Raw genomic sequence first — 20,567 nt, forward strand, 5'->3', positions numbered from 1 at the left:
GGTCAGGTCAGGACTGGGCGGCGACGGCGGCGACGGCCGGGTACAGGTCGGGGTGCGCGAGGCAGGCGTCGATCACCTCGGCCAGGACCGCGCTGTCCTTGGGGTGCGCCTCGCTGTCCGGGTGCATGCGGCCCCGGACATAGCCCATGACGGCGGCGTCCTTGATCAGAGCGCGCTCCCGGTCGGTGAGGGCGCCGAGGACGTCGGCCACGGCGTTGGCGCGCTGGGCGTCGCGCTGGGCCAGGTACGCGACGAGGTAGTCGGGAAGGCCGTGGGCGGGGCTGGTGGTCATGGTGGTGCCTTTCTGGTGGGATCGGATGGCCGGCCGCCCCTGATTGCCGCGGGGGCGGCCGGTGTGGTCACGGCTAGGCGGTGGCGGTGAACAGGTCGAGCTGATTGCCGAGCGGCCGGTTGGACCACAACACCTCGGTCCGCGCCTTGTCGGTCTTGGCGTTGCCGGTCATCGACGCCTGCGTGTACCGGTGCCAGCCGGCGTACAGCTCGTCGTAGAGCGGGCTGCTGTAGCCGGACAGGACGACCGCGGCTCGACAGTCGGCCAGCGCGGCCGCGAGCTCCCGATGCTCTTCCTCGGTCTTCATCTCGTGCCGGTAGTTCGACCACGGGCGGGTCGTGCCGAGGTACGGCGGATCCACGTACAGCAGCACGTCCGGTTGGGCCCCGTACTTGCCGATCAGGGTGAGCGCGGGCAGGCACTCCAGTGAGACGCCGTGGAGGCGCTCTGCAGCTGCGGCGAGGCGCTGGGCGTAGGCCTCGAGGTAGCCGGGCATCGACGTGGCCGAGCCGGCCGGGTCGATGTAGTGCCGCCAGCCGGTGTTGCGCAGCGTGCCGGAGCGGCCTTGGGCGAGGCGGCACCAGATGCGGCGGGCCAGCTCGAGGTCGTCCTCCGTCGGGTCCCAAGTGGCGGCGAGCTCGGCACGGGAGTGCGGGGTGAGCATGCAGGCGCGGAGCAGCTCGGTGGGCCGGTCGCGGAGGACGCGCCAGAAGGTCATCAGTTCGCCGTCGAGGTCGTTGACGGTTTCCATGCGGGAGGGCTGCTTGGCGAGGAGGACGGAGAGTCCGCCGGCGTAGGGCTCGACGTAGTGCTCGTGCGGGGGCAGGAGGGACACGATCCAGGGGGCTATGCGCTGTTTGCTGCCGAAGTACGGGATGGGCGATCGGACCGCGGTGGTCATGTGCTGCTCCGGGTGGTTGTGGTGGACTGGGTGGGCTGGCCGCCCCCGATAGGCGCGGGGGCGGCCGGTGTTGTGGTCATGCGGCTGGCAGGGTCAGCGCGGACAGGCGGCGGGCGGCGGCTTCCGCGTACTTCTCGTTCGCCTCGATGCCGATGGCGCGGCGCCCGGTCTGGCGGGCGGCGTCCAACGTGCTGCCGCTGCCGGCGAACGGGTCGACGACCAGACCGCCGGGCGGGCAGGCGTAGCGGATCAGCGGGTCGAGGACGCCGAGAGGCTTCTCCGTCGGGTGTAGAGCGCGACCGTGCATCGATCGGACCTTGACGACGGACCGCAGCAGTCGGATGCCGTCGGAGCCGTCCCACGTCTTCGCTGCGATCTTCCCGGTGTGCTCGCGAGCCGTGGCCGTTGCGCGCACTCCGCCTTCACCGCCGCCACGCCGCCCGGACCTTTCGGTGGGTACTTCGTGGTGTACGTCGCACCAGTCGCCGCGGTACCAGTGGGTGGCGATCTCGTGGACGCGCTTGAAGCGGTCGGCGGCGAACCCGCTGCCGTTGTGCTTCTCCCAGACGATGTCCTGGCTGAGCTTCCAGTCGGTGAACTCGTCGCGGCGGTTGAGGAACATGCGCATGCTGCCGAAGCACCACATCGACGAGGCGACGGTCGCAGCGAGGGTGGGCCAGCCGTCGGGCCACCGGTCCCAGTCCAGCGCGGTTTCGCCGTAGGGCGGATCGGCGACCACGAGGTCCGCCTTCAGGCCGAGCGCGGGCAGGATCTCCCGCATGTCGCCGAGGTAGAGCTGAAGGCCGGTGTCGGGGTCTTCCCAGTACGGGGTGGTCACGGTGGTGCCTCTCGTGTGGTGGGATCGGATGGCCGGTCAGGAAGCGGCGGGGCGCAGTTGCAGCGGCGGCGTGGTCGGCTTCTTGCGGGCGCCCGGGCAGGCCCGGTTGAACACGTCGCGGTGCATCGGGAGGCGTCCGTTCGCGAGCGGCGGGAAGACGGCGCGCAGGCCAGCAGGGCACCTCGCGCCCGCCGGGCACAGGACGTAGCCGACGGGTCGGGCACGGCCGGGGGTGGATCGTGCGCGGTGGGTGCCGCAGCCACGCGCGGCGGGACATCAGGCGGCCTCGCCGTCGATGACCCGCAGGTGCGGCCGGCGGCGGCTGGAGAGGGCGGCCTCGAGCTCGGCGCGGTGCCGGGCCTGCTCCTCCGGCGTCCACCGCGGCGCGGACTCGGTCTGCTGCTGGCGGGCGGGGCGGGCGTGGCCGAACGTGCCGGTCGGGACCGCCTCCGCCATCAGCCGCTCGTAGGCGTTCACCGGGCCGCCTGCCCTTCCATCTGTGCGGCGAGGGCTGCGGACGGGATCAAGGTGGCGGTCTGGCACCGGTGAGCGGCGCAGACGTACCAGGTGCCGCACCAGCGCTGCTCGGCGGTGTGGCCGAGACGGAGTTCCATCGCCCCGTGCTGGGCGCACTGAGGGCGGCAGGCGGGCAGGTTGGCGTTCACGCGGCGGTCTCCTCGGCTTCGAGGTAGCGGGCGGCGTGGACGGCTCCGTTGCGGAGGGCTATGCCGTCGCGGTGGCAGGGCACTCCGGGTGTGACTTGGCAGGTTGGGCAGCAGGCGATGGTGCGGGCCCAGTCGACGATCTGCTGCCAGCGGTGGAGGCGGCCGGGGCGCAGGTGCTTGCTCACGCCGCCTCCTCGAGGGCCGAGGTCTGCTGCGGTTGCTGCTGGCGGCGTTCGGCCTCGGCGACCAGCTCGAGGAGGGCGGGCCGGCAGGGCGCGGTGTTGATGGCGCCTCGGCAGTCGGTGGCCGGGGGGATGTAGCCGTTCCACATCTGGGGGCTGGTGTGGCCGATGGGCGGCTGGGTGAGCTTGGCCGCCAGGTCGGGGTAGCGGAGGACGAGGCTGCGGCGGTAGGCAGCGGCGCGCTGGGCTTCGGCCATGTGGTGCTTGATGAACCGGCCAAGGTCTCCCTGCTCTTTGAGGGTGCGGGCGTCGGCGAAGGTCAGCAGCTCTTTCATGCCGCCATCCCCTTCCGGCGGTCGTCGCCCTTGAGGGTGACGCGCTCGCACATTTCGACGAGGCGGGAGGCGATGCGCTCACCGAGGGCGTCGCGGAGCTGGCTGGGCGGGACGTTGCTGGTGAAGATGCTGGGCTTGCACTGCTCGTACCGGTGGTTGATGAGCCGGTAGGTGACTTCTTCGGTCCACTCGGTGAGCTTGGCGGCTCCGAGGTCGTCGATGAACAGGACGCTGGTGCCGACGATGGTTTCGAATTCTGCTTCGCTGTCGCGGCCGGTGCGGGGCCGCAGTTGGGCGTAGAGGTCGGCGGCGGTGTAGGCGGCCCACTTGGCGCCGTGTCCGGTCTCGGCGACGGCTCGGAGCACGGAGTAGGCGTAGTGGGTTTTGCCGGTGCCGGTGGGGCCGACGATCAGCAGGGAGCGGGTGTCGTCGGGGTTGGTGACGACGGACTGGGCCCAGGCGGTGGCGATCTGGTTGGGGCGGGCGGCGGCGTAGCGGCGGGGTACGCGGTTCTCGAAGTGGGTGATGCAGCGCTGGCGCTGTTCTTCGGAGGCGGCGAGGAAGTGCTGGCGGATGAAGTCGACTTCGGCGGGCTGGAGGGTGGTGAGGTCGGCTTGGCCGGCGAGGTAGGCGTGGATGCGGTTGGCGCCGTCCTGGGTGCCTGCGGGGCTGACGAGGAAGTCGGTGACGTCGGGGTGGACGTAGCGGCCGGGCGGGACGCCGAGGGCGGTGAAGTCGATGCTGCGGTGGCGTTGGCTGGGTGGGGTCCACTGGGTGGTCATGGGGCTCCTTAGATGAGGGGTTCGTCGTAGACGTCCTGGTTTTCTGGGTTCTTGAAGGGCTGCCAGCCGCCGGAGACGGCGCGGAGTGGGGGGCGGCCGGTGGCGTCGGGTTCGGGCTGCGGCGGGAGTTCGCGCCAGCCGGGCAGGAAGTAGCGGGCGGACTCGACGGGGGTTCGGGCGGCGACCTTGACGGCGAAGGCGGCCATCGGTTCGATGCCGCACTTCTTGATCAGCGAGTGGATCTGGAACCACTCGCTCTCGCTCAGGCCCCAGCGGACGAGTACGTCGGCGTGGGTGATCCGGTCGACCAGGGGGCGGGCGAACTCGGGGATGGTCGCCGGTGGCTTTGGAGCCCTCGCTCCCCCTTGCTCGCTAGCTTGCTTTCTTGAGGAGTCTGAGGAGTCTGAGGAGAAGGGGGGAGCCACGGCACCTTCAGAGTGAGCCGTGGCTCCTTCTGAATGAGCCCCTGCTCCCCCTTGTTCGCCGTGAGGGGTAGCGGTGGCTACCCCTAGAGGGAGCCCCTGCTCCCCCTTAGGGGTAGCGGTGGCTCCCCCTTCGAAGTGGGGGACGAAGAACGTCATCCTCTGGCCCGGCACCGCGTAGAGCGTGCGCCCGTCCTTGCCCTTGCCGATCGGGACCCGGAACTCCCAACCGGCGGCGGCGAGCCGCTTGAGGGCGTTGCGGATGACGCTGGTGTCCTTGGCGCCCGTCCAGAGGGCGAGCTTCTCCAGGGGGGCTGCGCTCCGGCGGGTCCGCTCGTTGGCGTCGTCCGCGATCTCCAGTGCGACGGCTCGCTGGAGGCCGGTGATCTCCGGCCCCAGCGCCTCGCGGAGTTGCCGGCGGAGCTCGTAACCCATCGTTTCTCTTCTCTCAGGAGGGTGTCTTTGGTGATCTCTGCTGTGTTGCGACAGCCCTCATGGGGGCAATGTGGCGCGTCGGCCAACTGCATGACTGCGAGAATACCGTTCGCGGTCGTTATTCGCGACCACTATGCGCGGTCGCGTAGCGCGAACACGGAGAGTTGTGCCACCATGTGCGACATGGACGAGCTGGACGAGAGGATTCAGGCCGCCGCCAAGAAGCGGGCCCGCGCCGAGAAGGCCTTCACAGAGGCCGACGCCGAGCTGCGCGCCCTGCTCGTCGAGGGGCGCGCGGCCGGCAAGGGCCCCTCCCACATGGCCAAGCTGACCGGCTTCACCCGCGAGTGGGTCGCGAAGATCGCGCCGCGTTCCCAGCCCGACTGACATCCCTCCTCCTCTCTCCTCTCGGGGCCCCGCCTGCCGGCGGGGCCCTTTGTCGTGTGGGTCAGGCGGTGGCGAGCTGGGGCTGGGGGTCGGCGTGCCGCTCGATGTCCTCGCCGGTGATCGCCTCGACGAGGGCGGCGACGATGACTTCGGCGCAGTTGGGGGTGACCGCGTTGCCGTACTGGCGGACCTTCTCCCGCTTGTTGCCGAGGACGACGTAGCTGTCGGCGAAGCTCATGGCCCGGCCGATCTCGTGGGGTTCGAGCATCCGGAAGAGGACGTCATTGATGTCGACGTCGCCTTGGACGAGCGCGTACCGGTCTCGGGTGGAGAGCGTGCCGACGGGCTCACGGACCGTGCGGGCGGTGCCGTTGCCGTAGTACGGCACCAGCAGCGGCTCCCAGCAGACGAGGGACTGGTGACCTGCGGTGGTGAAGGTGCGCAGCGGCTCTGCTGCGCTGGTGCAGTGCTCACTCCCGTCGCCCTTGCTGCCGTTGTTCCGCATCACGAACGCCGGGATGTCGGGGGTGACCAGCCCGTGATGGTTGCCGGACGCGGTCACGGTCGCGAGCGCCTCGGTGACCGACCGGGCCACGCTGCCGCCGCCACGGAGTTCGGCGACGAACGGCAGCCACGCCAGGCCGGTCTCGTTCCGCGCGGTCTGGGTACGCAGCGGCGCGTTCGCGCTGGCCGGCTCCTTGCCGTCGCGGCCTTCCACGGGGATCAGCAGCGGCGGGATGGCAAGCGCGTCGTTCTCCCGCGTGGTCCTGGTCGGCATTGCCTCGGCGACGGGGGTGGCGTCGTTCCGCCACGTGCCGCCCGCGGGGACCACGAGGGGCTGCGCGAACTTCTTCAGCCCCGCCCGGATACGGGCCAGGGTCTTCTCCGCGAGCGGCTTGGTGCGGTCGCCGATGCGCTGTCCGGGCAGCGTCCAGTCGATCGCGACCGCGGCGGGCAGCGTCTCAGGCTCGAGGATGCGGTTCCGGCATGAGGTGTGGGGGCACCGGTAGACGTACTGCTGCCGGTAGCGGCCCATGTCCCGGCCGGGCGTCTTGAACCGCTGCACGGCCTGCACCCAGGTGTCGCAGTCGGGGCACCAGGCGCGCGGCCTCAGCCACTTGTCCCAGTCGGGGGTGCGGCCCAGGCTCTCGTGCCAGTACGCCACATAGAGGCGGTCCCGAGACTGCGGGGCCTTGTGCACGGTGCGCGGGTCGGCGTGCATGCTGTTCAGGGCGATGACCCGCGTCTTGTACCCCAGCTTCTTGATCTCGCCGAGCCAGCGGTCCCACTGGTCCCAGGCGCGGACGTCGACGACGTTCTCGACGACGCCGGCCTTCACCAGCCCGCCCCGCGCGATGACGCCGCGCAGGTACATGGGGACCTCTTCCATGAGAGCGCGGGAGCGTTCGACCTCCTCCGAGGGGCCGAACCCGTCGAACAGGTCGCCCTGAAGAGACAGGTCGAAGTCGCGCTTCTTGCCGCGGGCGTTCGACCACTGCGGGCACTCCGGGGACGCCCAGAAGATGTCCGTGACGGGCCACTTCTCGACGGGGGCCTCGCGGATGTCGCCGCGGTAGTGGTCGACCTGCGGGAAGTTCGCGGCGTGCGACTCGATCGCCCGCTCCCAGTGGTTCGCCGCCCGTTCCATGCGAACGCCGGGGACGGAGTCCATGCCCTGCGAGCTGCCGCCGGCGCCGCAGAACCAGTCCATGACGGTCAGCGCGTCGTTGTCGTGGCGGTAGCTCATGCTGCGGTCTCCAGGTCGTATTCGGGGTGGTCGCGGAGGGCGTGGTCGAGGTAGGACTTGTCGACGCCGAGGCGGGCGGCGGCGGTGGCGCGGTCGAGCCCGCCCGCTCGCATGATCCAATGGGCTTCCTGGGCGATGATCTGCCGCTTGCCGAGCCCGTATTCGGGCTGGAAGTGGGGATCGTCGATCACGTCCATGCGGTCGGCCCAGTAGCCGGTGGTGGGCCAGCGGCGGGCGGCGGCGTAGTTGCGGGCCTGCTTGGCCAGGCGGCGGCTCACCCCGTGCCGGGTGGGCTTCTGGCCGGCGAGCCTGGTGTAGGCGTCGGCGACCTTGGCGGCGGTGGTGGCGCGGATGGGTTTGCCTTCTTCGCTGCGGCTGATGAGGGCGGGCACGTAGGAGGGGTAGAGGCCGAGGGGGTTGGCGAGGTGCTTCATGGGCCAGCCGTCGGCGACGAGGGCCTGGATGCGTCGGGCGGTGCCGGTGGCGTCGACGCGGGTCGGGGTGACCTGTTCGGGGTCGATGGCGAGGACCGCGCGGGCGATCTCGGGGCGGACGGTGTGGCGGACGGGCCGGTGGAACAGCGGGTGGAGGGACCGCGGGCTGATACCGGCGAGGACGGCGGCCTGGCGGATGCTGATGCCGTGCCGGCCGAGCATCCGCAGGTGTCGGCGGACGGGTTCGGCGTCGACGAGGGGCTGCCACTGGCCGGCCTTGATGGCGTCGACCCGGTTGCGGTTCCACTGCCGGTAGCGGTTGACGCATTCGGGGAGGCGGCAGCCGTAGTTGGTGTAGCAGGTGAGGGTGTTGTGGTTGGGCGGCTGGCGGTCGGTGCGGCGGGCCATCAGTCCTCCTTCCGGGTGCGGTGGCTGGGGTGGTTGGCGAGGTGTTCGAGGCGGCGGGTCATGCGGTGGATGCGGATGCGGTCGCGGGCGGCGTCGTAGGTGCAGACGAGGGCGTACATGCCGCAGCAGAGGAGGACGCCGGGCCCGTATCGCAGGAGCTGGTCGATGGCCCAGTCGGCGGCGGGGTGGCTGGCGCGGGCGGCGGCGAGGTAGATGTCGAGGGTGCTCACGGCCGCCTCCCTCGGGTGATGAGGTGGAAGGCGACGGCGGCGATGCCGATCGTGAGGCCGAGGCAGGCCAGGTACAGGGCGGCGATCATGCGGCCCTCCAGGCGGGGGTGCCGGTCCACTGCTTGCAGATGGAGCCGTGGACGGTGGCCCGCTTCGATCGGACGAATCCGGCGGCCTCGATCACTCCGGCGCGGGCGGCGGCGTGGAAGGCGGCGCCCCACCTGGCCGGCGAGTCGGGCTCGTCGACCAGCCCTTCGGCGATCAGGTCCGCGGCCTGGAACGGAGTGCCGCGGCGGGCCATGAGCTCTATCGCCGCGCGGCAGGCGGTGGCCCAGTCGGGCTGGGTGTTGGCGGTGGCGCGGGCTATGCCGTCCTGCTTGGCAGCCTCGGCGGCGGCCGGGGACACGGTGCCCTGCGGGACGATCGGGAACTGGAGCTGCTGCGTCACGACGCGACCTCCTCGTTCGCGAGCGCCAGGAGGACGTCGGCGTGGCAGGGCTCGTCGGGCGGGCACCAGCACATGAGGTCCCGGCCGCGCAGCAGCTCCCGGAACATGCGCAACGTATCTGCCTGCTCGGGCTGGGTGATCCAGAACCGGTACAGCTCGGTCGCGTAGCGGCGCGCCTCCCGGCCGTCGGCAGGCCAGGTGCCGACGGGCATCCCGTTCGGCTCCCAGATCACGAGGAGACCGCTGTTGTGGTCGTTGGCGGGGGCGATGCGCGCGGGGTTGCCGAAGCGGGTGCCGCGGCCGACATAGACGGCGCCTTCGGGCTTGCGCCAGCCCTTGGTGCGGCGGCGCTGGATGCGGGTCGGAGCGTTCATGTGATGTCCTTGTCGGGTGAGGAGCCGCCCCGCACTGCCCGCGGGGCGGCTTCGGCGTGTGCGGGCTACTGCTCGGCGGTGGGTTCGGGGTTGGCGGCCAGCCAGGCGAGCAGGGGGCCAGCGATGTCGCGGGCGCCGTTGGGCCGCTTGATGACCTTGCGGTTGAGGCCGGGGCAGCGGGACTTGAGGACTTCGAGCGTGTTCTCGAGGTCCATCGCCACGGCGACGTCGAACTCGTACTCGATGCCCTTGCGCTGCTCGGGTCGGGTGCCGACCCGCTTCGGCTCCTTCCGCCCGCGCTCGTTCTCCTCGAGGACCCACTCCGTGTAGGAGCGCATCGAGCAGACGACGTGGCCGGGGTAGTCGAGAATCGCGGCGACCATGTCGTTCTGGAGGGGGGTGCCGTCCTTCCAGCCGGCGAACTTGTTGCCGCCGTACCTGCTGCTGGCTTTCTCGACCTGGTCGAGGGTGCCGTCGGTGCCCTTCCAGAAGTGGGAGAGGCTGTCGACGAACACGGTCGGGTAGCCGGCCTGCGCCGCGGAGTCCAGGACGCGGATCAGGTCGCGGGGGTCGTAGCGGTCCATGGGGCAGGTGTCGAAGTGGATGCCGCCGATTCCGGCGTACAGGCTGGCGGCGCCCTTCTCGGTGTCGATGACGGCGAACTTGCGGCCCTCGGACAGCCCGTGGGCGATGGACAGGCCGGTCCAGGTCTTGCCGGAGCCGGACATGCCCTGGATGGACAGGCGGGCCTTACGGCCGGCCTTGGAGGCGGGGCGGAACGCGAACTGCTGGGCGCTGCCGTTCTGCTCGGCGGCCGGGCGGCCGGTACGGACGGGCGGCGGAAGCTGGGACATGCGGGGTTTCTCCTAGGCGTACTGGCGCTCGACATACGGAGGGAGCGAGAGCATCGGGTTGATCGGGTAGCCGGGCCATTCGTCGCGTTCGCGGCAGATGGCGTAGGTGTTGAGGGCGACCTCGTTGAGGTGGCGGCCGATACCGCGGGCCATCGGGTCGCAGGTCGTGACGACGACCAGGTACGGCGGGTCCTTCTCCTGCAGCACGAACTGGAAGGGCTTGTCCGGGTCGATCAGGTCGAAGGCCAGACCGCCGTCGATGTACCACTCCTGCTGCTGGTGGTAGCCGTGCTCGTTGAAGGCCTTCTCGAGGTCTTCGCGGCGGCAGGAGCGGGCGGTCTTGTAGTCGACGATCTGGCCGTCGTGGCGCAGCCAGTCGAAGCGGCAGCGGCGCCAGATGCCGGCGTCCTCCCAGAAGGCGGACTGCTCGGCGACGCCGGAGCCGGGCTCCAGGAGCCTGGCGGCTTCCTCGTGCTGGCGGAGTGCGGCGGCCATGGCTTGGACCTGCTCGAGCTCGTGCCGCTTGAGCGGGATGTCCCCGGCGGCCCTTATGGCGGCGACCTCGGCCTTGATGGCGTCGGTGTCCCAGCGGGCCGCGTCCACGAGGACGAGTTCCGGGCCGTCGTCGAGGACGAGCTTGTGGGCGGCGGTGCCGAGTTCGAGGGCCTTGTTGTAGGGCTGTGGGTTGTCGAGCTGCCACTTGAAGGCGGCGGGGCACTTCTTCACCAGCGTGCGGGCGCCGGTGGAGGAGAGGCTGCCGCCGGGGATCGGGTCGGAGTGGTAGAGCTCGGCGGGGATGTCGTACAGGCCGGGCTCGACGTCGACGGCGGTGGTCATGCGACGCCGTCCAGGGGCATCGGTGCGGCGCAGGGCTCGCACAGGCCGGAGGGGGTGATCGGGCCGTCGTCCTGCTTGCAGCGGGTGCAGCGGCCCGCCGCGATGTCCTGCAGCATGGCGAGGCCGTCGTCCGCGTACTTCGCCAGCAGGACGGCGCCCCCGTAGTCGGGGAAGGCCGCGGTGAGCTTGGCGGCACGCTCCATGTCGGCGCGGGCGATGAGGGTGATCAGCATCTCGTGCCACTCGCCGGCCGGGATCCCGCCGCGGCCGAACTGATGGAGGACGTGCGCGGCGACGTCGGCGGGAATGGTGGGGCTGTTGGTGTTCATGTGGTCTCCAAATGGGATGGGTGGTGCCGGGCCCCGCCCGCCAGGGGGGATGAGGTGGGCGGGGCCTCGGCTGCCGCGGAGCGCTGGGGGTGGCGCTCGACGCGGCGTTCTTGGGTTGTGGTCTTGAGTCAGCCGCGCAGTGCCCAGGCGGGCACGTGGGCGGGATTGGCGAGCGGCGACTGGTGCAGCGGCATCACACCGTGCGGGTCCTGGATGACGGGGATCTCCTGGGTGCGGGTGACGACCTGGTCGGCCTTGGCGCGGATGTCGGCCTTGCGGTGGAGGTCGGCGATCGTGCGGTCGCGGAGGCGGATGGTCCCCTCGGCTTGGCGGAGTTCCTCGCAGGCCACGCGGAGGTCGATCTGTGCCTGGTCGAGTTGTTCGGCGAGCTGGTTGCGTTCGGCGGCGAGCTGGTCGTAGGCGGCCGTCAGGCGGCCGATCTTCTTGATGCCGGCGTCGACGGATTCCTCCAGTTCGCGGACGCGTTGCTTGGCGCGGCGGTAGTCGTCCTTGAGCCGGTGCTTGCGCTGCTTGCGCCGGCCTTCCAGGTAGTCGGTGAGGCTCACGGCCACTCCAGGTCGAGGTCGATGTAGCCGGCGGCTTTCGTTTCGCGGAAGCTGGCGGCGGTGCGGAGGATGTACAGGCGGGCCATCGCGTTGACCAGGCCCGCCGTGGGCGACATGCGTGCCGTGGGCAGCGAGCCGGTCATCAGGCGGCCCGCTGGCGTGGGCGTGCGGTGAGCGTGTTGTCCGCCGCGCGCCAGGTCTGGGCGCGGTTCCAGTCGGCGCGCGGGTACGCCTTCTGCAGCAGGGCTGCGATGCGGGCGGACCCGCCGGACTTGAACTTGATGATCTGGCCCTGCGCGTCGAGGGCGCGGGCGAGGAAGGCCCGTTCGAAGGCGCCACTGCCGTCACACCAGATCGGGGTGACGAGGATGGTGACCGCGCCGGGGGCGATCTCGTGGAGGCGCCACGGCAGTTCCTTGACGTGGCGGCGGCGCCGGCCCGCGGATGCCTTGTGCGGTCGGGCGGGCAGGAACTCGGTGAAGATGGTGGCGGTCACGACGCCTCCTTGAAGTGGGCTTCGATCTGCTCGGCGAGCAGGTACAGGTGGGCGGCGGCGGTGGGCTCCTGGTGGTCCTCGAGCTGGCGGCCGGCCCACCGCAGCACCACGGCGTCCCGCGGCTCGCACACGGGCGGCAGCGGCATCACAATCCGCGGGGCGGTCATCACCAGCACCTGCCGATCTCGCGGATGGAGCCGGTGTCGTCGGCGATGTCGCGCACGTCCTGCTCGACGGCCGCTTCGGGCTGCACGGGCACGACCCACTCGGTGCCCTCGTCGGCGCAGACGGAGATCCAGGCGTTGCCCTTGCCGTCGATGTAGATGCGGCGGCGGTTGTCGTTCGGGTCGTCCTCCGGACGGCAGCCGGGGTAGGCGAACACCGGAGTGCCCACCGGGTAGCGGGCGTTGAACTGCTCGGCGTTCACAGCGCACCCCCCATGTCCTGGTAGCGGGCGCGGGCTTCGCGGTCGGACTGCAGGGCCGTCCACCAGCAGTAGAAGAGGGCGTCCAGCGCGGCCGGCTTCTCCTCGTCGGGCAGGCAGTCGAAGGCGATGCGGCCGATCTCCTCGGGCTCGAAGCCCTGCGGCTGGTACTCGAGGAGCATCTCCTCCGCCTCGTTCCACATCACCTGGAACGGGGACGGGTTGGGCAGCTGCGCGGTCAGCTCGTCGAACTCATCGAGCGGGTGGCCGTCGAACGGCGTCAGGTCGCTCATGCCGCACCGTCCTCGGTGTCGTAGGCGGCGACGGTCCACTGCTTGGTGTCACGGTCCCAGATGACCGACCAGCGCTTGTGGTCGGTGAGGGTGCCGTCGAGGTCGATACCGACCGCCAGGCCGGCCGCCTGGGCGGCGTTGAGGGCGTCCGCGATGGACTGCCAGAGGGAGCGCTCGGTGCGGGGAGCCTCGGTGGAGGCGGGGCTGCTCTGGGATGATGTAGGCACGGTCTGCCCTTCTGTCGTGGATGGTGTGGGTGGATCGCGAGGCCGTTCCCGTGGCTGCGGGGGCGGCCTCACTGCCGCTCAGGCGGCGGCGCGGGCCGGCTTGCTCTGGGCGCGGCGGAGGCGGGCGATCTTCGACCGGTCGGCGGGGATCGCGCAGAGGGTGCGGATCTCGCGGATGTCGTCCTCGCTGAGCCACTTGGAGCGGCCCATGCGGGTGTGGGGGAAGCCGTGCTTGTTGAGGCCGTCGAGGAGCCAGCGGTAGCCGACGCCCATGGCGCGTGCGGCTTCCTTCGGGTCCCGGTAGCCGTCACGGCGCATCAGTTCGCCGATGTCGACCGTGCCGGGGGTGGGGGTGGACATGTTCACCTCTCTTCTTGGAGTTCTTCTCGTGGGGGTGAGAGCTGGTCGTCGGTTGCGTTGAGGGCTGCACGGAGCCGGATGTAGCGCGGGGGTCCCATCCGTTCCCGGGTGCCTGTTTCCAGCCGCTGGAGGTAGCTGCGTGATATGCCAGCTCGAGCGGCGGCTTGCTGGACGGTGAGGCCGAGGCTCTTGCGCTGCTTGCGGAGCGATGGCCCGTGCACCAGGTAGGTGGCTGGGGTTCTTGCCATGCAGAGAATCTACGTGTTTCTACGAGCTTCCGCTACCCGTACTTGTTAGTAACATGCAGAAACACGCACTAACGCGCCGCGAAGATCACGGTTTGGGGGGTGCGCAGGTGAAGGTTCAAGCCAGAAACGCAAGTGTTCCTAGCTGTTCCTAAGAGTCCCTGCGATGATGTGCGTCATGGCCCCCCCATACGACGAAAGCGCACTTCAGAGGCTCGCCACACTGGTAATTCAGCGCCGCTCCAGCCTCCGCATGAACAAGATCGATGTCGCGCGCGGCGCCCAAATCCAGATCAACACCTACAGCAAGATCGAAGAGGGCAAGCCGGTACGGCCCGTCACCTACGGGAAGATCGAGCCCGTCATCGGCTGGGCGCGAGGCAGCTGCCTGGATGTACTCCAAGGCGCCGAACCGACCGTCATCGAGACCCAGCAGGCAGGGGCCGCCGTCTCCCCTGTCCGCCAGGGTGACCTCGCCGACGACGTGGCCGCCGCCGTCCAGGACGCCGCCGTGTCCGTGAGCGACTCGCTCACGTCGGCTGAGATCCGCGAACTCAAGCGCCGCGTAGTGGAGGAGCTGATGAAACGCGGGCGGCTTACCGGAAATAATCGAGATTGATCACAGTTGACGTACAACCTTTCCAGTTTGCCGATTCGTTACCTACTACTCCCGTGTCACTTGCGACGAAGATGGTCACAACTGTCCGTCAGCATGGCAGCATCGGTGAGCACTTGGGAGGTTCCCTCTCACCCGAAAGGGGGAGCCCATGCACGAACTGCTCACCATCGACCTGGGGGCCGACTTCAACGGCTTCCGGGGGACGGTAGATGGGAGAATCGTGTGCGTTGCGACGCCGCGGGTTGAGCACGACGAGGAGGCACGTCTCGCCGTGCGAGACCTGATAGCGCGTCAAGGAGGCGACTGCGCCGCCTGCCGGGCCTGTGTGGTCGGCAAGCACGCGTAGCCGCAGCGGTGGGGCCGGCAGCACTCAGGCGTGCATGCCGGCCACCCCGCAAGCACGACAGGGGACAACGTGGCTTACGTCGAGTGGCGCGGGAAGACCTGCCGGGTCGTATGGAACACCCGCAAGAAAGACGAACGCGGCAAGTGGATCTACGACCAGAAGGGCGGCTTCACCGACGAGGTCACAGCCAAGAACTACGGGCTGGACCGCGAAGCCGAGATCCGCAACGACGCCTACATCTCCCGCCGCGACGGCGCCGTCACCATCGGCGAGTACGCCAAGACCTGGGTCGACACCCTCGACGTCGGGCACCTGCGTGAGAAGGCCATCCGGTCCATGCTGCGGCTCTACATCGTGCCCCGCTGGGGCGAGACCGCCATCGCCGACATCCAGCCGTCCATCTACCGGGCGTGGAAGAAGCAGCTGAAAGCCCTCCCCAACGTCGGCGACAAGTACGGGGAGGAGATCCTCACCGTCTTCTCCATGCTCATGGACGACGCCGTCGACGACGGACTCCGCAAGACCTCACCCGTCCCCAAGGGGCGCAAGCAGCGCCGCGGCCGGTACAAGAAAAAGCCGCGCGAGCGGAAGCGCGAGATGCGCATCGAGGACGTCCACCAGCTCGCCTGCAACGCGCTCGGCTTCTGGGGGCTGGACGGCTTCGTCTTCGTGTGGACGATGGCCACCACCGGCATGCGTCCTGCCGAGCTGTACGCCCTGCGCCGGGTCTACTCTCACCCGTTCTGGCCGGCCTCCGATCCCCTCGACGACCCGGACGAGGCGGGCAGGGAGGAACGGCACGTCGAGGACCTCGAGCGGTACGGGCCCGACCTGATGCCGGCCGTGCGGGTGCAGTGGCAGCACCAGCGGGAGAACGGCGTGCTGAAGCTGTTCCCGCCGAAGTATGAGAGCAGGCGGACCCTCGTCGTCCCGCCGTTCCTGGCGGAGCTCCTGGAACTGCTGCTGCAGAGTCATGAGGGCGAGTACGTCTTCCGCTCGATCTCCGGTGGCCTGCTGGCGAACGCGAACTTCACCTACCACTACTGGCGGCCCATCGCCGACGGCCGCGAGGCGTCGGCGGAGTTCGATCGGGTGCGGCTGGGGCAGCGGCAGACGGTGACGTCCCGGCGCCCGGTGCCGGAGTTGCCGGCGACCGCCTACGCGGGGAAGCGTTTGTACCTGCTGCGGCACGGGCACAAGGAGTGGATCGACGAGGCGGGTGGCGTGCACTCGCGTATCGCTGTCGAGTCGCGCATGGGCCATGAGGTCGCGGGCGTGGAGGGGCTCTACGCGAACGTGACAACGGCGATGGAGCGGCGGATGATGGATGCGCTGCAGGAGCGCTTCTTGCGCTTCGTGCGGGAGGCGGTTTGGGAGACGGCGGTGAGTTCTCCCAGTCTTCTCCCAGAGGGCCTGGCCGACTGGTGGAAGCGGCAGGTCACAGCCGCCGAGGCTCTTGATTGATGCACTGGTTCATGAAATTCATCTCTACGAAGAGCTTCATGCCGTTCGTCTGGTACCGCATCGCGCTGGGCGTCGTCATCATCGCGCTGGTCGGCACCGGTGCGCTCAGCCCCGACGCGGGGGAACCGGCGCACTGACCGAACGTTTGCGGAGCTGTGACCGTCCGGTAGCGCACTGTCAGTCCCTGGCCCTAGGCTTGTCCGCATGTCCCCCGACTTAACGACCCCTGGCTCCGTGCGGCCTGCTGCCGAGGTCAACGAGCAGATACGCGCGCTGTGGCTGCGGGCGGGCGGCTCGCTGTCCCCGCAGGAGCGGGCGGAGTACGAGCTTCTGGTGATCGAGTGGGCGGCAGCGATCCGCAACCGGGTCGTCGAGGTCGCCTGAACGCCCCCGCTCCCCCGCCCGACCGCCCACGTGACCCCGTGTTCCCTGTGCCCCTGTAACCCCTGTGATTTCCCTTGGACCCCTCCGGCCGGGCGCTCAGCGTCCCCCGGCCACCCGCAGCACCGCCCCCGTGGTGTACGAGGCCTCCGGCGACATCAGCCAGGCGACGGCGGCGGCGATCTCGTCGGCCCGCCCCGCGCGGCGCAGCGGCACCGTGGCACCGATCTTCCGCGCCCGGTGCGGTGCGCCCATGGCGGCGTGCATCTCCGTGTCGACGACGCCCGGCGCGACCGCGTTGACGCGGATCCCTTCCGGCCCGAGCTCCTTGGCCAGCCCCACCGTGAGCGCGTCCACAGCTGCCTTGGTCGCCGCGTAGTGCACATACTCGCCGGGGCTGCCGAGGGTGGCGGCTCCCGACGAGATGTTGACGATCACGCCCGAGCCCCTGGGCGTCATCAGCTGGGCGGCCCGTCGTGCGCACAGCAGCGTCCCGACCAGATTGACGTCCACGACCCGGCGCAGCGTGTCGGTGTCGACGTCGGCCAACCGGCCGAGCGGCCCGGTCACCGCGGCGTTGTTCACCAGGCAGGTCACCGGCCCCAGCTTGCTCTCGGCCACCTCGAAGAGCCGGTCCACGTCCGCCTCGACCGAGGTGTCGCCCTGAACGGCGACGGCCCGGACCCCGGCCGCCCGCGCCTCGACCACCACCTTCTCGGCCGCGTCCGGGTCCCGGACGTACCCGACGGCCACATCGTGCCCCTCGGCCGCGAGCCGCCGGCAGATGGCGGCCCCGATCCCCCGGCTCCCCCCGGTGACCACGGTGACAAGACGCTTCATGACTTCCTCCAGGTGACAGGGGCACGTGGTTTCAGGCTCGCAGATGAGCCGGCACCTCGTCGCCCCGGGCGCCGCTCGCCGGAAGCAGGGTGACGGCACGCTTCAGCTCATCGGAGCGCTTTCACGCACCCGCGCCGGGCCTCTCCCGTCGCGCCGCCTTCTGGAAGCGGCTGGATTCGTCATCGGTCTGGCCTTCGCGGGCGCGGACCCCGAATTCCGCCGTTCCTCGCCTCCCCTCCACCGGCAGTCACGCCGCCTCACCGGGGACGATCGACGACGGGCAGAGCTGACGGAAGGTGACGGAGGAACCGGTGGGGGCGGTGTGCTCCTTGAACCCGTGCGCGCAGCCCCCTTGGCTCCGGGCCCGTCATGGCCAACACTGTGCCGATGACGCAGCGTGTGGAGCTCGCGACCGTGAGGGACCGGCTGGCCGTGGACGAGCTGGTCACCGAGTACGCGGTGGCGGTGGACGACGGGGACTGGGCGGCGTACCGGGGGCTGTTCACCGAGGACGGGCGGGCCGACTACCGCTCGGCCGGCGGTGTGGAGGGCGACGCCGACGCGGTGGCCGCCTGGCTGGCGGAGAGCCTCGCGGCGTTTCCGCTGCGCCAGCATCTGATCGTCAACCGCAGGGTGCGGTTCGGGATCTGGGAGCACGACACCGGGGACACGGCGCAGGTGCAGGCCGACTACGTAGCCCCGATGGGAGCCGGGACGGGCGGCGACGGTGTCCCGGCCGCGCCCGACTTCGTGTGCGGCGGCCGGTACGCGTTCGCGATGGTGCGCACCCGGGACGGCTGGCGGCTGAGCGAGGTGGTGGTACGGGAGAAGTGGCGGCGCCTTCCCGGCCGGCGGCCCGCCGGTGTGGTCGACTGAGCGGGCACACCCGCTGATCGACGCGCCCTGTCGCGGATCACCGCCGGGACGCACACTGGAGGCAGCTCGGGGTAGAGAGGCGCCTATGAAGACGCTCAACCAGTGGCTCGCTTCCCCGTGGCGGCGTGCGGTCGCCGCCACGCTTGCGGGCGCCCTGCCTGTCCTGGCTTTCCCCGCCCCGGGTCTGTGGTGGTTCGCCCATGTGGCGCTGGTGCCGTGGATCCTGCTGGCCCGCGGCGCGCCCACCGGCAGGCGGGCGCTGAGGGACGGCTGGTGGGGCGGGTTCGGCTTCATGCTGGCGATGCATCACTGGCTGCTGCCGAACCTGCATGTGTTCACCTTCGTCATCGCCGTGCTGCTCGGTGCGCTGTGGGCGCCGTGGGGCTGGCTGGTGCGCCGGCTGCTGGGCGGCGTGCCGTCGGGGCGGGCGGTGGCCGCCGCGCTGCTGGTGCTCCCCTCGGGCTGGCTGGCGATCGAGCTGGTCCGTTCCTGGCAGGGGCTCGGCGGCCCCTGGGGGGTGCTGGGCGCGAGCCAGTGGCAGGTGGAACCGGCGCTGCGGCTGGCGTCGGTGGGCGGGATATGGCTGCCGAGCTTCCTGATCGTGGCGGTGAACGTCGCCGTGGCCGTGCTGGTGGCCCTGCGCCAGGCCTGGGTGCCCGCGGTGGCGGGGCTGGCGCTGGTGGCGGTGGCCGCGTCCGCCGCGTGGGTGTGGTCGCCCCGTCCCGGCACCGATGACCATGTGGCGGTCGCCGTGGTGCAGCCGGGCGTGGTCACGGCGGGTGCCGAGGCCCGGTTCGCCCGCGAGGAGCGCCTCACCCGTGAGCTGGCCGGCCGGGACGTGGACCTGATCGTCTGGGGTGAGAGCAGCGTCGGTTTCGACCTGGCCGCCCGCACCGACCTGGCGCACCGGCTGGCCGCGCTGTCCCGGGAGACGGGCGCGGAGATCCTGGTCAATGTCGACGCACGGCGGGTCGACCGGCCCGGTATCTACAAGAGTTCGGTGCTCGTCGGGCCGGAGGGGCTCACCGGGGACCGCTACGACAAGATGCGGCTGGTCCCGTTCGGCGAGTACATCCCGGCGCGCTCCCTGCTGGGCTGGGCGACCTCCGTCGGCAAGGCGGCGGGCGAGGACCGGATGCGGGGCACCCGGCAGGTGGTGATGGAGTCGGGCGGCGGGCTGCGGTTCGGGCCGATGGTGTGCTTCGAGACCGCCTTCCCCGACATGAGCCGCAGCCTCGCCGAGGACGGCGCCGACCTGCTGCTCGCGCAGTCCTCCACGTCGACGTTCCAGCAGAGCTGGGCGCCCGGGCAGCACGCCTCGCTCGCCGCGCTGCGGGCCGCGGAGACCGGCCGCCCCATGGTGCATGCCACCCTCACCGGTGTGTCGGCCGTGTACGGGCCGAGCGGGCAGCGCATCGGCCCGTGGCTGGGCACGGACGCCAGCACCACCCAGGTGTACGAGGTTCCGCTCGCCCACGGCACCACGCCCTATGTGCGCTTCGGCGACTGGCCGCCGCGGGTCGCCCTGCTGATCCTGGCGTCCTGGGCCGTGACCGCGGCCGTGGTGCGCCTCAGGCGGACGGCTCCCGCACCGCCCGGACCACGCGCTCGCACAGCTCATGAGTGGCCAGCGCGTCCCGGGCGCTGAGCAGCTTGCCCGCGCGCACCGCGTCCAGGAAGGCCAGCACCGCCTGCTCGATGCCCCGCTGCCGGGCCACCGGCACCCAGTCGCCGCGACGCCGCACGGTCGGCTGGCCCTTGTGGTCGATCACCTCGGCGAGGTTGACCACCTGACGCTTGGTGTCCTGGCCGGACACCTCCAGGATCTCCTCGGCCGAGCCGCTGAGCCGGTTCATCACCCCGAGGGCGGTGAAGCCGTCCCCGGCGAGCTGGAGCACCACGTGGTGCAGCAGCCCGTCCACGACGCGCGCCCGCACCGTCATGTCGTCGACCGGTCCGGGGACGAGGAAGCGCAGGGTGTCGACGACATGGATGAAGTCGTCGAGGATCATGGTGCGCGGCTCCTCGGGGAGCCCGACGCGGTTCTTCTGCATCACGATCAGCTCGCGCGGATGGTCCGCGCACTGCGTGTAGCAGGGGGCGTAGCGCCGGTTGAAGCCGACGGCGAGGCTCACCCCGCGCTCCTCGGCGAGCCGCACCAGCCGCTCGGAGTCGGCGAGTTCGTAGGCGAGCGGCTTGTCCACGTAGGTGGGTACGCCCGCCTCGAGCAGCCGGGTCACGATCTGCGGGTGGACCGCGGTCGGCGCGTGCACGAAGGCGGCGTCGAGGTCCTGCGCGAGCAGGGAGTCGAGGTCGGCGTGGCGCTGCCCGTCCGGCAGGTGCAGGCTGTCGGCGACCCGGGCGAGGGTCTCCGGCGTGCGCGTCTGCAGATGCAGCTCGACGCCGGGCTGGAAGCCGAGGACCGGGAGATAGGCCTTCTGCGCGATGTCGCCGAGTCCGATGCAGCCGACCTTCACTGGGTGGTCTCCTCTACGGGGGGTTCGTCTGGATCACGGGGCGGATCTCTGGA

General features: G+C 70.6%; 35 protein-coding genes and 1 pseudogene. 8 read left to right on the forward strand and 28 right to left on the reverse strand.

What is annotated here, in order from left to right; genetic code table 11:
- Positions 1-7 precede the first annotated feature (7 nt).
- From ABD198_RS06100 to ABD198_RS06140, 9 genes are all read right to left on the reverse strand, one after another.
- Positions 8-292 carry a hypothetical protein gene (locus ABD198_RS06100; RefSeq protein WP_343998343.1) on the reverse strand — a complete coding sequence of 95 codons (285 nt, stop codon included), beginning with the start codon at positions 290-292 and terminating at the stop codon, positions 8-10.
- 73 nt (positions 293-365) lie between these two features.
- Positions 366-1,193, reverse strand: a complete 828-nt coding sequence (locus tag ABD198_RS06105) for a DNA adenine methylase (RefSeq protein ID WP_343998344.1) — start codon at positions 1,191-1,193, stop codon at positions 366-368.
- Positions 1,194-1,269: 76 nt separating this feature from the next.
- Positions 1,270-2,031, reverse strand: coding sequence for a DNA-methyltransferase (locus ABD198_RS06110; RefSeq protein WP_343998345.1), 762 nt, complete (start codon positions 2,029-2,031; stop codon positions 1,270-1,272).
- Between the two features lie 276 nt (positions 2,032-2,307).
- Positions 2,308-2,508 (reverse strand): hypothetical protein, encoded by a 201-nt coding sequence (locus tag ABD198_RS06115; protein ID WP_343998346.1) that lies wholly within the window; start codon positions 2,506-2,508, stop codon positions 2,308-2,310.
- Positions 2,505-2,696 carry a hypothetical protein gene (locus tag ABD198_RS06120; RefSeq protein WP_343998347.1) on the reverse strand — a complete coding sequence of 64 codons (192 nt, stop codon included), beginning with the start codon at positions 2,694-2,696 and terminating at the stop codon, positions 2,505-2,507. The genes ABD198_RS06115 and ABD198_RS06120 overlap by 4 nt, the downstream gene beginning before the upstream one ends.
- Positions 2,693-2,881, reverse strand: coding sequence for a zinc finger domain-containing protein (locus ABD198_RS06125; protein WP_343998348.1), 189 nt, complete (start codon positions 2,879-2,881; stop codon positions 2,693-2,695). The genes ABD198_RS06120 and ABD198_RS06125 overlap by 4 nt, the downstream gene beginning before the upstream one ends.
- Positions 2,878-3,213: a hypothetical protein gene (locus ABD198_RS06130; protein WP_343998349.1), complete on the reverse strand. Its 336-nt coding sequence runs from the start codon at positions 3,211-3,213 to the stop codon at positions 2,878-2,880. The genes ABD198_RS06125 and ABD198_RS06130 overlap by 4 nt, the downstream gene beginning before the upstream one ends.
- Positions 3,210-3,995, reverse strand: a complete 786-nt coding sequence (locus ABD198_RS06135) for an ATP-binding protein (RefSeq protein WP_343998350.1) — start codon at positions 3,993-3,995, stop codon at positions 3,210-3,212. The genes ABD198_RS06130 and ABD198_RS06135 overlap by 4 nt, the downstream gene beginning before the upstream one ends.
- An 8-nt stretch (positions 3,996-4,003) precedes the next feature.
- Positions 4,004-4,852: a hypothetical protein gene (locus ABD198_RS06140; protein ID WP_343998351.1), complete on the reverse strand. Its 849-nt coding sequence runs from the start codon at positions 4,850-4,852 to the stop codon at positions 4,004-4,006.
- A 183-nt stretch (positions 4,853-5,035) separates the two neighbouring features.
- Here ABD198_RS06140 and ABD198_RS06145 point away from each other — a divergent pair, with 183 nt between their 5' ends.
- On the forward strand, positions 5,036-5,239 hold the full coding sequence (locus ABD198_RS06145; RefSeq protein WP_343998352.1) for a hypothetical protein: 204 nt from the start codon (positions 5,036-5,038) through the stop codon (positions 5,237-5,239).
- Positions 5,240-5,300: 61 nt separating this feature from the next.
- Here ABD198_RS06145 and ABD198_RS06150 read toward each other — a convergent pair whose 3' ends face one another.
- The 17 genes from ABD198_RS06150 to ABD198_RS06230 form a co-directional block, all read right to left on the reverse strand.
- On the reverse strand, positions 5,301-6,986 hold the full coding sequence (locus tag ABD198_RS06150) for a DNA cytosine methyltransferase (RefSeq protein ID WP_343998354.1): 1,686 nt from the start codon (positions 6,984-6,986) through the stop codon (positions 5,301-5,303).
- Positions 6,983-7,828: a hypothetical protein gene (locus ABD198_RS06155; protein ID WP_343998355.1), complete on the reverse strand. Its 846-nt coding sequence runs from the start codon at positions 7,826-7,828 to the stop codon at positions 6,983-6,985. Before ABD198_RS06155 ends, ABD198_RS06150 begins: the two co-directional genes overlap by 4 nt.
- Positions 7,828-8,058: a hypothetical protein gene (locus ABD198_RS06160; protein ID WP_343998356.1), complete on the reverse strand. Its 231-nt coding sequence runs from the start codon at positions 8,056-8,058 to the stop codon at positions 7,828-7,830. The genes ABD198_RS06155 and ABD198_RS06160 overlap by 1 nt, the downstream gene beginning before the upstream one ends.
- Before the next feature lie 85 nt (positions 8,059-8,143).
- A complete protein-coding gene (locus ABD198_RS06165; RefSeq protein WP_343998357.1) occupies positions 8,144-8,506 on the reverse strand; it encodes a hypothetical protein in 363 nt (120 codons plus the stop codon).
- Positions 8,503-8,880: a DUF4326 domain-containing protein gene (locus ABD198_RS06170; RefSeq protein ID WP_343998358.1), complete on the reverse strand. Its 378-nt coding sequence runs from the start codon at positions 8,878-8,880 to the stop codon at positions 8,503-8,505. The genes ABD198_RS06165 and ABD198_RS06170 overlap by 4 nt, the downstream gene beginning before the upstream one ends.
- Positions 8,881-8,945: 65 nt before the next feature.
- Positions 8,946-9,734, reverse strand: coding sequence for an ATP-binding protein (locus tag ABD198_RS06175; protein WP_343998359.1), 789 nt, complete (start codon positions 9,732-9,734; stop codon positions 8,946-8,948).
- A gap of 12 nt (positions 9,735-9,746) precedes the next feature.
- On the reverse strand, positions 9,747-10,571 hold the full coding sequence (locus ABD198_RS06180) for a PD-(D/E)XK nuclease-like domain-containing protein (protein ID WP_343998360.1): 825 nt from the start codon (positions 10,569-10,571) through the stop codon (positions 9,747-9,749).
- Positions 10,568-10,900 (reverse strand): hypothetical protein, encoded by a 333-nt coding sequence (locus ABD198_RS06185; RefSeq protein WP_343998361.1) that lies wholly within the window; start codon positions 10,898-10,900, stop codon positions 10,568-10,570. The genes ABD198_RS06180 and ABD198_RS06185 overlap by 4 nt, the downstream gene beginning before the upstream one ends.
- A gap of 128 nt (positions 10,901-11,028) precedes the next feature.
- Positions 11,029-11,466 (reverse strand): hypothetical protein, encoded by a 438-nt coding sequence (locus ABD198_RS06190; protein WP_343998363.1) that lies wholly within the window; start codon positions 11,464-11,466, stop codon positions 11,029-11,031.
- Positions 11,463-11,609 carry a hypothetical protein gene (locus ABD198_RS06195; protein WP_343998364.1) on the reverse strand — a complete coding sequence of 49 codons (147 nt, stop codon included), beginning with the start codon at positions 11,607-11,609 and terminating at the stop codon, positions 11,463-11,465. Before ABD198_RS06195 ends, ABD198_RS06190 begins: the two co-directional genes overlap by 4 nt.
- Positions 11,609-11,962 (reverse strand): hypothetical protein, encoded by a 354-nt coding sequence (locus ABD198_RS06200; RefSeq protein ID WP_343998365.1) that lies wholly within the window; start codon positions 11,960-11,962, stop codon positions 11,609-11,611. The genes ABD198_RS06195 and ABD198_RS06200 overlap by 1 nt, the downstream gene beginning before the upstream one ends.
- On the reverse strand, positions 11,959-12,129 hold the full coding sequence (locus ABD198_RS06205; RefSeq protein ID WP_343998367.1) for a hypothetical protein: 171 nt from the start codon (positions 12,127-12,129) through the stop codon (positions 11,959-11,961). The genes ABD198_RS06200 and ABD198_RS06205 overlap by 4 nt, the downstream gene beginning before the upstream one ends.
- Positions 12,129-12,389 carry a hypothetical protein gene (locus ABD198_RS06210; RefSeq protein WP_343998368.1) on the reverse strand — a complete coding sequence of 87 codons (261 nt, stop codon included), beginning with the start codon at positions 12,387-12,389 and terminating at the stop codon, positions 12,129-12,131. Before ABD198_RS06210 ends, ABD198_RS06205 begins: the two co-directional genes overlap by 1 nt.
- On the reverse strand, positions 12,386-12,679 hold the full coding sequence (locus tag ABD198_RS06215; protein ID WP_343998369.1) for a hypothetical protein: 294 nt from the start codon (positions 12,677-12,679) through the stop codon (positions 12,386-12,388). The genes ABD198_RS06210 and ABD198_RS06215 overlap by 4 nt, the downstream gene beginning before the upstream one ends.
- Positions 12,676-12,906, reverse strand: coding sequence for a hypothetical protein (locus tag ABD198_RS06220; RefSeq protein WP_343998370.1), 231 nt, complete (start codon positions 12,904-12,906; stop codon positions 12,676-12,678). Before ABD198_RS06220 ends, ABD198_RS06215 begins: the two co-directional genes overlap by 4 nt.
- Positions 12,907-12,984: 78 nt before the next feature.
- On the reverse strand, positions 12,985-13,266 hold the full coding sequence (locus tag ABD198_RS06225; protein WP_343998371.1) for a hypothetical protein: 282 nt from the start codon (positions 13,264-13,266) through the stop codon (positions 12,985-12,987).
- A gap of 2 nt (positions 13,267-13,268) precedes the next feature.
- Positions 13,269-13,514 carry a helix-turn-helix domain-containing protein gene (locus tag ABD198_RS06230; RefSeq protein ID WP_343998372.1) on the reverse strand — a complete coding sequence of 82 codons (246 nt, stop codon included), beginning with the start codon at positions 13,512-13,514 and terminating at the stop codon, positions 13,269-13,271.
- A 250-nt stretch (positions 13,515-13,764) separates the two neighbouring features.
- Between ABD198_RS06230 and ABD198_RS06235 the strand changes: the two genes are divergently transcribed.
- The 5 genes and pseudogenes from ABD198_RS06235 to ABD198_RS06255 all read left to right on the forward strand — a co-directional run bounded on the left by ABD198_RS06235 (position 13,765) and on the right by ABD198_RS06255 (position 16,324).
- Positions 13,765-14,130, forward strand: a complete 366-nt coding sequence (locus ABD198_RS06235) for a hypothetical protein (protein ID WP_343998373.1) — start codon at positions 13,765-13,767, stop codon at positions 14,128-14,130.
- Between the two features lie 148 nt (positions 14,131-14,278).
- Entirely contained in the window at positions 14,279-14,476 is a 198-nt protein-coding gene (locus ABD198_RS06240) for a hypothetical protein (protein ID WP_343998374.1), read from the forward strand.
- 69 nt (positions 14,477-14,545) lie between these two features.
- Complete coding sequence (locus tag ABD198_RS06245; RefSeq protein ID WP_343998375.1) at positions 14,546-15,940, forward strand: integrase; 1,395 nt, start codon at positions 14,546-14,548, stop codon at positions 15,938-15,940.
- Between the two features lie 5 nt (positions 15,941-15,945).
- Positions 15,946-16,077, forward strand: a pseudogene (locus ABD198_RS06250) (undecaprenyl-diphosphatase); the annotation flags it as partial.
- A 67-nt stretch (positions 16,078-16,144) separates the two neighbouring features.
- Positions 16,145-16,324, forward strand: coding sequence for a hypothetical protein (locus ABD198_RS06255; RefSeq protein WP_343998376.1), 180 nt, complete (start codon positions 16,145-16,147; stop codon positions 16,322-16,324).
- Between the two features lie 96 nt (positions 16,325-16,420).
- Here the strand turns inward: ABD198_RS06255 and ABD198_RS06260 are convergent, their stop codons facing one another.
- On the reverse strand, positions 16,421-17,161 hold the full coding sequence (locus tag ABD198_RS06260; RefSeq protein ID WP_343998377.1) for an SDR family NAD(P)-dependent oxidoreductase: 741 nt from the start codon (positions 17,159-17,161) through the stop codon (positions 16,421-16,423).
- Positions 17,162-17,548: 387 nt separating this feature from the next.
- Between ABD198_RS06260 and ABD198_RS06265 the strand changes: the two genes are divergently transcribed.
- Both ABD198_RS06265 and lnt read left to right on the forward strand, forming a co-directional pair.
- Positions 17,549-18,037, forward strand: a complete 489-nt coding sequence (locus ABD198_RS06265) for a nuclear transport factor 2 family protein (protein WP_343998378.1) — start codon at positions 17,549-17,551, stop codon at positions 18,035-18,037.
- 85 nt (positions 18,038-18,122) lie between these two features.
- Positions 18,123-19,685 carry an apolipoprotein N-acyltransferase gene (gene lnt, locus ABD198_RS06270; RefSeq protein ID WP_343998379.1) on the forward strand — a complete coding sequence of 521 codons (1,563 nt, stop codon included), beginning with the start codon at positions 18,123-18,125 and terminating at the stop codon, positions 19,683-19,685.
- On the opposite strand, the gene ABD198_RS06275 is transcribed toward lnt, so the two are convergent.
- Positions 19,609-20,514, reverse strand: coding sequence for a Gfo/Idh/MocA family protein (locus tag ABD198_RS06275; protein WP_343998380.1), 906 nt, complete (start codon positions 20,512-20,514; stop codon positions 19,609-19,611). The genes lnt and ABD198_RS06275 overlap by 77 nt on opposite strands.
- Positions 20,515-20,567 lie beyond the last annotated feature (53 nt).

The organism is Streptomyces thermocarboxydovorans (assembly GCF_039524635.1).
In the GTDB taxonomy this organism is placed as follows: Bacteria; Actinomycetota; Actinomycetes; order Streptomycetales; family Streptomycetaceae; genus Streptomyces; species Streptomyces thermocarboxydovorans.

Coding starts and splice junctions, on each gene's coding strand:
- ABD198_RS06100 (WP_343998343.1), bottom strand. CDS start 292: ATGACCACCAGCCCCGCCCACGGCCTTCCCGACTACCTCGTCGCGTAC.
- ABD198_RS06105 (WP_343998344.1), bottom strand. CDS start 1,193: ATGACCACCGCGGTCCGATCGCCCATCCCGTACTTCGGCAGCAAACAG.
- ABD198_RS06130 (WP_343998349.1), bottom strand. CDS start 3,213: ATGAAAGAGCTGCTGACCTTCGCCGACGCCCGCACCCTCAAAGAGCAG.
- ABD198_RS06135 (WP_343998350.1), bottom strand. CDS start 3,995: ATGACCACCCAGTGGACCCCACCCAGCCAACGCCACCGCAGCATCGAC.
- ABD198_RS06140 (WP_343998351.1), bottom strand. CDS start 4,852: ATGGGTTACGAGCTCCGCCGGCAACTCCGCGAGGCGCTGGGGCCGGAG.
- ABD198_RS06145 (WP_343998352.1), top strand. CDS start 5,036: ATGGACGAGCTGGACGAGAGGATTCAGGCCGCCGCCAAGAAGCGGGCC.
- ABD198_RS06150 (WP_343998354.1), bottom strand. CDS start 6,986: ATGAGCTACCGCCACGACAACGACGCGCTGACCGTCATGGACTGGTTC.
- ABD198_RS06155 (WP_343998355.1), bottom strand. CDS start 7,828: ATGGCCCGCCGCACCGACCGCCAGCCGCCCAACCACAACACCCTCACC.
- ABD198_RS06170 (WP_343998358.1), bottom strand. CDS start 8,880: ATGAACGCTCCGACCCGCATCCAGCGCCGCCGCACCAAGGGCTGGCGC.
- ABD198_RS06175 (WP_343998359.1), bottom strand. CDS start 9,734: ATGTCCCAGCTTCCGCCGCCCGTCCGTACCGGCCGCCCGGCCGCCGAG.
- ABD198_RS06180 (WP_343998360.1), bottom strand. CDS start 10,571: ATGACCACCGCCGTCGACGTCGAGCCCGGCCTGTACGACATCCCCGCC.
- ABD198_RS06185 (WP_343998361.1), bottom strand. CDS start 10,900: ATGAACACCAACAGCCCCACCATTCCCGCCGACGTCGCCGCGCACGTC.
- ABD198_RS06195 (WP_343998364.1), bottom strand. CDS start 11,609: ATGACCGGCTCGCTGCCCACGGCACGCATGTCGCCCACGGCGGGCCTG.
- ABD198_RS06205 (WP_343998367.1), bottom strand. CDS start 12,129: ATGACCGCCCCGCGGATTGTGATGCCGCTGCCGCCCGTGTGCGAGCCG.
- ABD198_RS06215 (WP_343998369.1), bottom strand. CDS start 12,679: ATGAGCGACCTGACGCCGTTCGACGGCCACCCGCTCGATGAGTTCGAC.
- ABD198_RS06225 (WP_343998371.1), bottom strand. CDS start 13,266: ATGTCCACCCCCACCCCCGGCACGGTCGACATCGGCGAACTGATGCGC.
- ABD198_RS06230 (WP_343998372.1), bottom strand. CDS start 13,514: ATGGCAAGAACCCCAGCCACCTACCTGGTGCACGGGCCATCGCTCCGC.
- ABD198_RS06235 (WP_343998373.1), top strand. CDS start 13,765: ATGAACAAGATCGATGTCGCGCGCGGCGCCCAAATCCAGATCAACACC.
- ABD198_RS06240 (WP_343998374.1), top strand. CDS start 14,279: ATGCACGAACTGCTCACCATCGACCTGGGGGCCGACTTCAACGGCTTC.
- ABD198_RS06255 (WP_343998376.1), top strand. CDS start 16,145: ATGTCCCCCGACTTAACGACCCCTGGCTCCGTGCGGCCTGCTGCCGAG.
- ABD198_RS06260 (WP_343998377.1), bottom strand. CDS start 17,161: ATGAAGCGTCTTGTCACCGTGGTCACCGGGGGGAGCCGGGGGATCGGG.
- ABD198_RS06265 (WP_343998378.1), top strand. CDS start 17,549: ATGACGCAGCGTGTGGAGCTCGCGACCGTGAGGGACCGGCTGGCCGTG.
- lnt (WP_343998379.1), top strand. CDS start 18,123: ATGAAGACGCTCAACCAGTGGCTCGCTTCCCCGTGGCGGCGTGCGGTC.